Annotated in this window: 5 protein-coding genes, 1 tRNA gene and 1 rRNA gene; 5 read left to right on the forward strand and 2 right to left on the reverse strand. The window is 69.5% G+C overall.

Features of this window, described 5'->3' with window-relative positions; genetic code table 11:
- From rrf to ACZ55A_RS31640, 3 genes are all read left to right on the forward strand, one after another.
- Window positions 1-72: ribosomal RNA gene (gene rrf / locus ACZ55A_RS31630) — 5S ribosomal RNA — on the forward strand; the annotation flags it as partial.
- 117 nt (window positions 73-189) lie between these two features.
- Window positions 190-867 carry a DegT/DnrJ/EryC1/StrS family aminotransferase gene (locus ACZ55A_RS31635; protein WP_468847342.1) on the forward strand — a complete coding sequence of 226 codons (678 nt, stop codon included), beginning with the start codon at window positions 190-192 and terminating at the stop codon, window positions 865-867.
- A gap of 63 nt (window positions 868-930) precedes the next feature.
- Window positions 931-1,006, forward strand: a tRNA-Thr gene (locus tag ACZ55A_RS31640).
- Window positions 1,007-1,076: 70 nt separating this feature from the next.
- Here ACZ55A_RS31640 and ACZ55A_RS31645 read toward each other — a convergent pair.
- Window positions 1,077-2,123 (reverse strand): YncE family protein, encoded by a 1,047-nt coding sequence (locus ACZ55A_RS31645; RefSeq protein ID WP_468847344.1) that lies wholly within the window; start codon window positions 2,121-2,123, stop codon window positions 1,077-1,079.
- 155 nt (window positions 2,124-2,278) lie between these two features.
- Window positions 2,279-4,966, reverse strand: a complete 2,688-nt coding sequence (locus tag ACZ55A_RS31650; protein ID WP_468847347.1) for a SpoIIE family protein phosphatase — start codon at window positions 4,964-4,966, stop codon at window positions 2,279-2,281.
- 263 nt (window positions 4,967-5,229) lie between these two features.
- On the opposite strand from ACZ55A_RS31650, the gene ACZ55A_RS31655 reads away from it, so the two are divergent.
- Together ACZ55A_RS31655 and ACZ55A_RS31660 are read left to right on the forward strand one after the other, a co-directional pair.
- A complete protein-coding gene (locus ACZ55A_RS31655; RefSeq protein WP_468847351.1) occupies window positions 5,230-10,743 on the forward strand; it encodes a HAMP domain-containing protein in 5,514 nt (1,837 codons plus the stop codon).
- Window positions 10,744-10,998: 255 nt separating this feature from the next.
- A complete protein-coding gene (locus ACZ55A_RS31660; RefSeq protein ID WP_468847354.1) occupies window positions 10,999-11,658 on the forward strand; it encodes a response regulator in 660 nt (219 codons plus the stop codon).
- Window positions 11,659-11,740: the final 82 nt, after the last annotated feature.

Genomic DNA, 11,740 nt, shown 5'->3' on the forward strand with positions numbered 1-11,740 from the left:
CCGGAAGCTAAGCCTTTCAGCGCCGATGGTACTGCAGGGGGGACCCTGTGGGAGAGTAGGACGCCGCCGAACAATTCTTCAGCTCCGGTCTTTGAGCCCCTTGTGGTTCAGGGACCGGAGCTTTTTTGTTCTGATTTTCGGGTGGTGGGTGTAACGCGACGTTCACCTCATCTGACCAGGATCCGCCTCATGGGGACTGTGGGAACGCTCAAGTCGGCCGGTGTCCGTGTCGGTGACGAGGTCGTGGTGCCGGCGTACGGCAACGCCGAAGTGGCCCGGGCCGTGGTGGAGTTGGGTGCGGTGCCGGTGTTCGCCGATATCGATGCCGACAGCTACTGCCTGGACCCGGCCGCGGTCTCGGACGTGGTCACCAGCCGGACGGTTGCGGTGGTGGCGATCCACCGGTTCGGACGGCCGGCGGACGTCGGACGGCTCCGTGAAGTGGGCCAGCGGCATGGGCTGTTGCTGCTGACGCAGGACGAGGCCGGGGCGGATCCGGCGGGGTGGGAGCAGCGGCGGGCGCATGCCGCGTATCTGGACAGCAGGCTCAGCGGCGTCCGGACGCCGCAGCCCGCCGGCGGGCACACCTATGAGCAGTATGTGGTGCGGGTGCCAGGGAACGGGCGGCCGGACCGGGACGCGTTTGCGTTGACCCTGCGGGCCAAGGGAGTTGCGTGCCGGGTGCCCGTACTGGCGCCGGCGTACCGGATGCCGGGGCTGCGGCGGGATGTCTTCCTGCCGGAGACCGAGCGGGCGGTGGACGAGACGCTGGCGCTGCCGGTGCCTGCCGGGATGTCCCGGCGGGAGTTGCAGAAGATGGTGAGCGCGTGCAATGCGCTGGGGGGATTGCTTCAGCCGGCCTTTTAGCCGAAGGGCGGTACCCGGTTCGAAGTTGCTGCGGAGTTGGGGTAATATTCTTTCCGTTGCCGCGCCCCAATAGCTCAGTCGGCAGAGCGTCTCCATGGTAAGGAGAAGGTCTACGGTTCGATTCCGTATTGGGGCTCCAGAAGACAAAAGGCCCCCGCCATTTCGGCGGGGGTCTTTGTCGTATTCGGGGTGTGGTGATGTGCCGTGGGTCAGTTGTGCGGGGCGGGGATATAGGCCAGGCCGTGGGCGCCGGAGATGTCGGTGCGGTCGACCTCCAGGGTGGTGACGGGCCGGAGGGTGGCGAGGTCGACGACCGTCACGGTGCTGGAGATGTTGCCGGAGACATAGGCGAGGCGGGCGTCGGGGGAGGAGGTGATGGTCAGCGGGAAGCGGCCGACCTCCACCTCGCCGACGGGGGTGAGGGTGTCGGGGGCGAAGACGGTCAGCGCGCCCGGGAGCTGGGCGCCCAGGGGGCCGCCGGGTGTGGTGTCGGGGCGCAGTTCGCCGGCGAGCAGGGTGCCGTCGGCGGTGGCGTGTACGGGCATGACCAGGCCCTTGGTGGCAAGGACGCGTACGGTCTCGTGGGTGGTGGTGTCGATGACGTGGATGCCGGGGGGTGTGGCCGGCGGGGTGTTGAAGTCGGCTTTGGGGGCGGCGACGTAGAGGTGGCGGTCATCGGGGGCGAGGGAGAGGCCTTCGCTGCCGGGGACCGGGATGCGGTCGGTCAGGACGCCGCGGTCGAGGTCGACGACGGAGACGAACGGGGCTTCCTTGTTGCTGGCGTAGCCGCGTCGTCCGTCGGAGGAGATGACGAACCAGTGCGGGCCGGGGGCCATGGTGGCGATGCGGCCGAGGCGGGCGTGGGTGCGGGTGTCGATGATCACGACGCCGCCGGGCTCGGTCTCGGTGGCCTCGACGCTCACGTACAGCCGGGCCCGCTCGCGGTCCAGGGCCAGGCCGTGCGGGCCGTGGTCGGGGCTGGTGTCGAGGGTGGCGACGATGGTGCGGGTGTCGACGTCGATGACCGTGATCTCGTGCGAGCGGCCTTCGTTGACGTGGTAGAAGCCGGAGCGGTAGGTGCTGGCGCAGTACAGCAGCCGGTGGTCCGGGTCGAAGCAGAGTTCGTGTGGCTGCGGGGGGAGCCGGAGGACGTCGAGACGTTCGTGGGTGGCGGCGTCGAAGAAGGTGACGGTGGGGCCGGTCTGGCTGACGACGGCGAGCAGATCGCCGGGCGAGCCCGCGGTGTTGGGAGTCATGTTCCGTATCGTGGGCGGCCGTTGGGGATGACTCCAGTGCAGAGTAGGCAGGGGTGCCTTGCGTCGTACGCAAGGGTGCTGGTGGTGCCGGGGGAGCGGCGGCCGGGCTGTGAGGCGGCCCACACCGGCCTTGGGCCGCCGCTGCTCCGCGGCGGTCAGCCGGCGTGGGGTTCGGGGACGCGCAGGGCGAGGATGGCCATGTCGTCGGAGGCCGGTTCGGCGGCGAAGCGCTCCACGGCGCGCAGGACGCGGGCGGCCACGGCGCCGGCCGTCAGGCCCGTACACGTCGTCAGGACGTCGATGAGGCCGTCGTCGCCGAGCATGCGGGAGCCCTCGCGGCGTTCGGTGACGCCGTCGGTGACGCACAGCAGGACGTCGCCGGGGTCGAGGGTGACGGTCTGTTCGTAGAGTTCGAGGTCGTCCATGACGCCGAGGAGGGGCTGGGGTTCGGCGGCCGGTTCGACGGTGCCGTCCTGGCGCAGGCGGAGCGGGAGGGGGTGGCCGGCGCAGACGACCTTGAGCAGGGCGCTGCCGTCGTCCTGGGGCCACAACTCGCCGTAGAGGAGCGTCAGGAAGCGGCTGCGGGCGCCCTCGTCGAGGATGGCGGCGTTGAGTCGTTCCAGGACGGCGGGGCCGCCGAAGCCCTCGCGGGCGAGGAGGCGGAGGGCGTGCCGGGCCAGTCCCGTGACGGCGGCCGCCTCGGGGCCCGTACCGCAGACGTCGCCGATGGCGAAGCCGTAGGCGCCGTCGCGGATCGGGAAGAGGTCGTAGAAGTCGCCGCCGACCTCGTTGCCCTCGCCGGCCGCGCGGTAGATGACCTCGACCTCGACACCGGAGATGTCGGGCAACTCCGGGGGGAGCAGGCTGCGCTGGAGGGACTGGCTGATGGCCGTGCGCTCGGAGTAGAGGCGGGCGTTGTCCAGGGCGAGGGCGGCCCGTCGGGAGAGGTCCTCGGCGAGTTCGAGGATCTCCTGGCGGAAGTGTTCCTCGGTGGGCTTGCCGAGGGTGAGCATGCCGATGACGCGGTTGCGGGCGACGAGCGGGAGGACGACGGTCTCGCCGCCGACGGCGGAGGCGGTGGCGAGGGTGGTGCCGGGGCCCGTCGAGGGGCGGGCGGCGTTGCCCAGGCCGAGGCTGCGCATGGAGGTGCGCAGTGCGGCGTCGTGCGCCGCGTCGCCGGGCGCGGTCCAGATACGGGCGCCGGGGGTCGGGACCGGCTCGGGCGGGTCGACCTTCATCAGGAGGGTCTTGAGGCCGTCGATGCGGTCCTCGTCCTCGTGCAGGACGTACGACAGCTCGGGCTCGGAGGCCTGGTCGGCGACGGTGTAGACGGCGCACCACGTCGCGAGCGTGGGGACGGTCATCTGGGCCATCAGGGCCAGCGTCTGGTCGCGGTCGAGAGTGCCGGCCAGCAGGTCGGAGGCCTCGACGAGGAAGGAGAGGGAGCCGCGGCGCAGCTTCTCCAGCTCGGTCAGCCGGGCCCGCTCGACGGCCAGGGCGATCCGGTCGGCGGCGAACTGGAGGCGCAGCGCCTCTTCGTTGGTGTAGCGGCCCGGGCCCTCCGCGGCGACGCCGAGGGAGCCGGTCAGCCGTCCCTCGACCTTCAGCGGGACGGTGACGACCGAGCGCATGCCGGTGCCGCTGAGCAGCGGGACGGCGCCGGGGACGGCGGTGAGGTCTTCGTGGACGGCGGGCATCCGGGCGGAGCCGTAGCGTCCTGAGCCGGCCTCCACCGGGACCCGGGCGAAGCGCTGGCGGGCGGAGGGCAGGCCCGTGGAGGCACGGACCTCCAGCTCGGTCTCGTCGTCGGTGGCCAGCAGGAGGTAGGCGGCGTCGCCGTCGAGCATGTCGCGGGCGCGCTCGACGGTGCGCTGGAGCAGGCCGTCGAGGTCGTCGGGGGCCGGGGAGCCGATGAAGACCTCGAACGGGTCCGAGGGGTGCCCCGTTGACTGGGCGGCCTGGGCGGCCTGGGCGGCCTGTGTGGCCGCGTCCGGGGCGGGGGTGCGCTGGGGGCTCTGGAGGATGGCGCGTTCGTGGTCGCGCACCAGGAGGCAGACCGTGGAGGCCTCGCCGTCGGCGTCGCGGACGCGCAGGTGGGAGGCGTAGACGGGGACGACCCGGCCGTCGGCGCCCCTTATGCCGTAGGAGCCCTCCCAGCGGGAGAGCTGGAGTGCTTCGGCGATGCCGGTGCCGGTGCCGGGGGTGTGCGGCCAGGCGGCGAGGTCGGTGAGCGGTTTGCCGATGACCTGCTCGGGGTCGTAGGCGAAGAGGTCCTGGGCGTCCTCGTTCCAGAAGCTGATGCAGCCGCCGCGGTCGATCTGGATCACCGCGACGCGTACCCGGGTGTCGGTGACCGGGAGGGCGTCGACGGGGAGGGCGGGGCCGGCGGAGCGGGTGCCGGCGGGGCGCTCGGGGAGGTCGAGCTGGAACCAGACGTGTTTCTGGGCGGCGGTGTACTCGACGCCCCAGCGGGTGGCGAGCGCGCCGCACAGCAGCAGTCCTCGGCCGCCCTCGCGGTCCGGGTGGACCATGACCTGGCCGGCGTTCTGGAGCGGGATCTCACGTTCGGGGTAGCGGTCGGCGACGGAGACCCGTACCCCTACGTCGTTGCGCAGACACAGTACGTCCGCGGCGGTGCCGGCGTGGACCACGGCGTTGGTGACCAGCTCGCTGGTCAGTACGACCGCGTCGTCAACGATGTCGGCACAGCCCCAGCCTTGGAGGGTGTCACGTACGAACGCACGGGCGGTGGCGACGGAGCGCCCCACCGGCTCGAATGTTGCGGCGGCCCGCGCGGTGATCACTGTTCTCCTCATACGTGTGTCGGTGATCTGCTCCCCCATGGTCGCGGCGCCCCTCCGAATACCTGTTGTGCTCGTACCACCGCTGCCCGTGGTCGTGTCCGGGCGGGTGGAACAGCCGTATGCCAGGTTACTTACCTTCGCCGCGCCCGAGGATGCCGGTCACGTGTGTTTCCGCCCCAATCGTGCCCGGGACGGTGTGCGATGCTGCCGAACTGTTATGGCCTGGTTGGGCCATGGTGAAACACTGGGCACGTATCAAGAGAAAGCCCGGGTAGAACGGTCGACCCTGCGGGAGGGACACGGTGGAGTCTGGCGCAGCGGCGCGGGGCGGAAGCACACGCGCGAAAGGCGGACGTTCCCGGAGCAACGGGACGACCGAGGTGGATACGGCTGCGCTGAATCGGCTGTTGGTCGCTCTGGTCGCCATGCGGGACGGGAACTTCCGCAAGCGGCTCACGGTTTCCGGCGACGGCGTCATGTCGGAGATCGCGGCGGTCTTCAACGAGGTCGCGGACCGCAATCTGCATCTGACCGGCGAGCTGGCGCGGGTGCGCCGGGTCGTCGGACGTGAGGGAAAGCTCACGGAACGGCTGGAGGCCGGCGCCGCCGAAGGCTCCTGGGCCGCGGCCATCGAGGCGTCGAACGCCCTGGTCGACGACCTCGTGCGGCCGGTGTCCGAGGTGGGGCGGGTGCTCTCGGCGGTGTCCGAGGGTGATCTGGAACAGCGGATGGACCTGCGGTCGCGCAGCTCCGACAGTTCCTCGGAGCATCCGCTGCGCGGTGAGTTCCTGAAGGTCGGCCGTACGGTCAACGGGCTGGTCGATCAGCTCTCCGCGTTCACCGACGAGGTCACACGGGTGGCCAGTGAGGTCGGTACGGAAGGCAAGCTCGGCGGCCAGGCCCGGGTGCGCGGAATGTCGGGTTCGTGGAAGGACCTCACGGAATCCGTCAACACCATGGCGTCCCGGCTCACCGCCCAGGTGCGTGACATCGCTCTGGTCACCACCGCGGTCGCCAAGGGTGATCTGTCGCGCAAGGTGACGGTGCATGTCGCCGGCGAGATGCTGGAGCTGAAGAACACCGTCAACACGATGGTCGACCAGCTCTCCTCCTTCGCCTCCGAGGTGACCCGGGTCGCCCGTGAGGTCGGTACGGAGGGTGAGCTCGGCGGCCAGGCGCAGGTCCCCGGCGTCGCCGGCGTGTGGAAGGACCTGACGGATTCGGTCAACCTCATGGCCGGCAACCTCACCGCGCAGGTGCGCGGGATCGCCCAGGTCACCACGGCCGTCGCGAACGGCGATCTGTCGCAGAAGGTCACGGTCAGCGCACGCGGTGAGGTCGCGCAGCTCGCCGACACGATCAACACCATGACTGAGACGCTGCGGACCTTCGCGGACGAAGTGACGCGGGTGGCGAACGAGGTCGGTGCCGAGGGGCAGCTCGGCGGGCAGGCGCAGGTGCCGGGCGCGGCGGGTACCTGGAAGGACCTCACCGACTCGGTCAACACCGCGTTCCGCAACCTCACCGCACAGGTCCGGGACATCGCGCAGGTGACGACGGCGGTCGCCAACGGTGACCTGTCGCAGAAGGTCACCGTCGATGTGGCCGGTGAAATGCTGGAGTTGAAGAACACCGTCAACACGATGGTGGACCAGCTCTCGTCGTTCGGTGCCGAAGTCACCCGTGTGGCACGGGAGATCGGCGTCGAGGGTGAGCTGGGCGGCCAGGCGGCGGTGCCCGGGGCCGCGGGGACGTGGAAGGACCTCACGGACTCCGTCAACACCGCGTTCCGCAACCTCACCGGGCAGGTGCGCAACATCGCGCAGGTGACCACCGCGGTCGCCAACGGCGACCTCTCGCAGAAGGTCACCGTCGACGTCTCCGGCGAGATGCTCCAGCTGAAGAACACCGTGAACACCATGGTGGACCAGCTGTCCTCGTTCGCCGACCAGGTCACACGGATGGCCAGGGACGTGGGCACGGAGGGCCGGCTGGGCGGTCAGGCCCGGGTGGACGGCGTCAGCGGCACCTGGAAGGAACTGACCGACTCCGTCAACTTCATGGCGGGGAACCTCACTTCGCAGGTGCGGCAGATCGCGCAGGTGACGACGGCGGTCGCGCGCGGTGACCTGTCGCAGAAGATCGACGTGGATGCGCGCGGCGAGATCCTGGAGCTGAAGAACACCATCAACACGATGGTCGACCAGCTCTCCGCATTCGCCGAGCAGGTGACCCGGGTCGCCCGGGAGGTCGGTACGGACGGGCGGCTGGGCGGCCAGGCACAGGTGCCCGGTGTGGCGGGCGTCTGGCGCGATCTGACCGACTCGGTGAACGGTATGGCCGGCAACCTGACGGCTCAGGTCCGCAACATCGCGCAGGTCGCCACGGCCGTGGCGCGCGGTGACCTGTCGCAGAAGATCGACGTGGACGCCCGGGGCGAGATCCTGGAGCTGAAGAACACCCTCAACACCATGGTCGACCAGCTCTCCTCGTTCGCGGAGCAGGTCACCCGCGTCGCCCGCGAGGTGGGTACCGAGGGCATCCTGGGCGGCCAGGCCGAGGTGCAGGGCGTCAGCGGTACGTGGAAGGACCTCACCCAGTCCGTCAACTTCATGGCGAACAACCTGACTTCGCAGGTGCGCAATATCGCCGAGGTGACGACGGCGGTGGCCCGCGGCGATCTGTCGAAGAAGATCACCGTTGATGCCAAGGGCGAGATCCTCGAACTGGTCACGACCGTCAACACGATGGTCGACCAGCTGTCGTCGTTCGCCGAGCAGGTGACCCGGGTGGCCCGTGAGGTGGGCACCGAGGGCCAGTTGGGCGGTCAGGCGCGGGTGCCGGGCGCGACCGGCATCTGGCTGGACCTCAGCGACAACGTGAACCTGATGGCCAACAACCTGACCATCCAGGTGCGCAACATCTCCCAGGTCTCGGCGGCGGTCGCCAACGGCGACCTGACCAAGAAGGTCACGGTCGAGGCGCGGGGCGAGGTCGCGCAGCTGGCCGACACGGTCAACACGATGGTCACCACGCTGTCGTCGTTCGCCGACGAGGTCACGCGAGTGGCCCGCGAGGTGGGCACCGACGGCATCCTGGGCGGCCAGGCCCGGGTCCCCGGCGTCGCCGGTACCTGGAAGGACCTCACGGAGTCGGTGAACTCCATGGCCAACAACCTCACCGGCCAGGTCCGCAATATCGCCATGGTCACCACCGCCATCGCCAAGGGCGATCTGACCAAGAAGATCGACATCGATGCGCGCGGGGAGATCCTGGCGCTGAAGACCACCATCAACACCATGGTCGACCAGCTGTCGTCCTTCGCCGAGCAGGTCACCAGGGTGGCCCGTGAGGTGGGTACGGAGGGCCAGCTGGGCGGTCAGGCGCAGGTGCGGGGCGTGGCCGGAACCTGGCGGGACCTGACCGAGTCGGTGAACGAGATGGCCGGCAACCTGACCCGTCAGGTGCGCGCCATCGCTGCGGTCGCCGCGGCGGTCACCCTCGGCGACCACAACGTCCGGATCGACGTGGACGCGGCCGGCGAGATCCTGGAGCTCCAGGACAACGTCAACACCATGATCTCCACGCTCCGCGAGACCACCCTCGCCAACGAGGAACAGGACTGGCTCAAGGGCAACTTGGCCCGGATCTCCGGTCTGATGCAGGGCCGGCGCGACCTCAAGGACGTCGCCACGCTCATCATGAGCGAGCTGTCGCCCGCGGTCTCCGCACAGCACGGCGCGTTCTTCCTCGCCGCGCAGCCCGACAGCCAGGAGATCGGCGCGGACGGCGGCGAGTCCGGTGCGTACGAGCTGCGGCTGATGGGCGCGTACGGCTACTCGATGGGCGAGATGCCGACGACCTTCAAGCCGGGCGAGTCGCTGATCGGCACGGCCGCGGAGGAGGGCCGCACGATCCTCGTGGAGAACGTGCCCTCCGGCTATCTCAAGATCGCCTCCGGGCTGGGGGAGGCGCCCCCGGCGAACATCATCGTGCTGCCGGTGCTCTTCGAGGACAAGGTGCTCGGTGTGATCGAGCTGGCGTCCTTCCAGCCGTTCACCCAGATCCAGAAGGACTTCCTCAGCCAGATCGCCGAGATGATCGCGACCAGCGTCAACACCATCTCGGTCAACACCAAGACCGAGGTGCTGCTCAAGCAGTCGCAGGAGCTGACCGAGCAACTGCGCGAGCGTTCCGCGGAGTTGGAGAGCCGGCAGCGGGCCCTGGAGCTGTCCAACACGGAGCTGGAGGAGAAGGCCGAGCAGCTGCGGGCGCAGAACCGCGACATCGAGGTGAAGAACACCGAGATCGAGGAGGCGCGGCAGGTCCTGGAGGAGCGCGCCGAGCAGCTTGCGGTCTCGATGCGCTACAAGTCGGAGTTCCTGGCGAACATGTCGCACGAGCTGCGTACGCCGCTGAACTCCCTGCTGATTCTGGCCAAGTTGCTGGCCGATAATGCCGAGGGGAACCTCTCCCCGAAGCAGGTCGAGTTCGCCGAGACGATCCACGGCGCGGGCAGCGATCTGCTCCAGCTGATCAACGACATCCTCGACCTGTCGAAGGTCGAGGCCGGCAAGATGGACGTCAGCCCGACGCGGATCGCGCTGGTACAGCTCGTCGACTACGTGGAGGCCACGTTCCGTCCGCTGACCGCGGAGAAGGGCCTCGACTTCTCCGTACGGGTCTCCCCGGAGCTGCCCGCCACGCTGCACACCGACGAGCAGCGGCTGCTCCAGGTGCTGCGCAATCTGCTCTCCAACGCGGTGAAGTTCACCGACACCGGCGCCGTCGAGCTGGTCATCCGGCCGGCCGGTGCGGATGTCCCGGTGGCCATCCGCGAGCAGCTGCTGGAACACGGTTCGCTGCGCGACCCGGACGCCGAGATGATCGCCTTCTCGGTGACCGACACCGGTATCGGTATCGCGTCCAGCAAGATGCGGGTCATCTTCGAGGCGTTCAAGCAGGCCGACGGCACAACCAGCCGCAAGTACGGCGGTACCGGCCTGGGCCTGTCCATCAGCCGGGAGATCGCCCGGCTGCTCGGCGGCGAGATCCACGCCCAGAGCGAGCCCAACCGCGGCTCCACGTTCACCCTCTACCTGCCGCACAACCCGGGCGGGCTGCCGCCGCAGGGCTACCCGCAGTTGGTGGCCGGCGGGCTGGCGATGGATGCGGAGGCGCGCGAGACGGAGGTCGGGCGGCAGGAGAGCGAGGAGCAGCAGGGCCGCGAGACGGGCGGCGGCAGCCTCAGCAGGCGGCGCCGCCGGGCGATTTCGGGCTCCCAGCGCCGCTTCGCGCTGCCGGGCCAGCAGCCGTCCGCGCCGCCGCAGCCCGCCCCGCAGCCGCCGGCGCAGCCGGCTCCGCAGCCGCAGCAGCCCGCCGAGGAGCCCTGGCTGGGCAACGGCCAGGATCTGGTGGACCCCGGTTTCGAGGGCGGCTTCCACGGTGAGAAGGTGCTGATCGTCGACGACGACATCCGCAATGTCTTCGCGCTCACCAGCGTCCTGGAACAGCACGGTCTGTCGGTGCTGTACGCCGAGAACGGCCGGGAGGGCATCGAGGTGCTCGAACAGCACGACGACATCGTGCTGGTGCTGATGGACATCATGATGCCGGAGATGGACGGCTATGCGACCACGGCTGCGATCCGTCGGATGCCGCAGTTCGCCGGGCTGCCCATCATCGCGCTGACCGCGAAGGCGATGAAGGGCGACCGGGAGAAGAGCATCGACTCCGGGGCCTCCGACTACGTGACCAAGCCGGTGGATACCGATCATCTGCTGTCGGTCATGGAGCAATGGATGCGCGCGGAGTGAGGGGACGACAGTATGGGGTCCGAAAGAGGATCACCGCGTGCTGACTGAGTGTTGCCGCGGACGTGTGGAAGCGCGGGATTCGGGGAACCTTCTCGTCTCTGTCTGCGTTTCTGCTACGTGCACAGTGACATCGCGGTGACAGGGTGTGGCGACAGGCGGGGTGCAGCTACCATGACCGGCACAAGGACGGGCGGCGTGACGGAGTCGTCCCCTGGGGCGGCGTCCGGTTCGATGCCGGGGCGAGGAGGACGGGCCATGGTGCAGAAGGCCAAGATCCTCCTGGTCGATGACCGGCCGGAGAATCTGCTGGCGCTGGAGGCGATCCTCTCTGCGCTCGATCAGACACTGGTGCGGGCATCGTCCGGGGAGGAAGCGCTCAAAGCACTGCTCACCGACGATTTCGCGGTGATTCTGCTCGATGTGCAGATGCCGGGCATGGACGGTTTCGAGACCGCCGCGCACATCAAGCGGCGCGAGCGCACCCGCGACATCCCGATCATCTTCCTCACGGCGATCAACCACGGCCCGCATCACACCTTCCGCGGCTATGCGGCCGGCGCGGTGGACTACATCTCCAAGCCGTTCGACCCGTGGGTGCTGCGCGCGAAGGTCTCGGTCTTCGTCGAGCTGTACATGAAGAACTGCCAACTGCGGGAGCAGGCCTCCCTGCTGAGGCTTCAGCTGGAGGGCGGCCGGCCGAGCGCCGACGAGGCGAAGGAGTCCGCGGGGCTGCTCGCCGAACTCTCCGCGCGGCTGGCCGCGGTCGAGGAGCAGGCCGAGGCGCTCTCCAAGCAGCTCGACGAGACGGCGGACGCGGCGGCGGTGGCCACCGCGGCTCATCTGGAGCGCAAACTGACCGGGCTGCGCCGGGCCCTGGACGCCCTGGAGCCGGGAGCAGGCAGCCCCGCGGGGTGACCGGGGCCTGACTGACACCTCTTCATGAGGCGGACCCGCGACACGGATGGGTGAAGGGCCGTGCGCTCGTGTCATGCCCGCG

This window comes from Streptomyces sp. NPDC034111 (assembly GCF_055575375.1).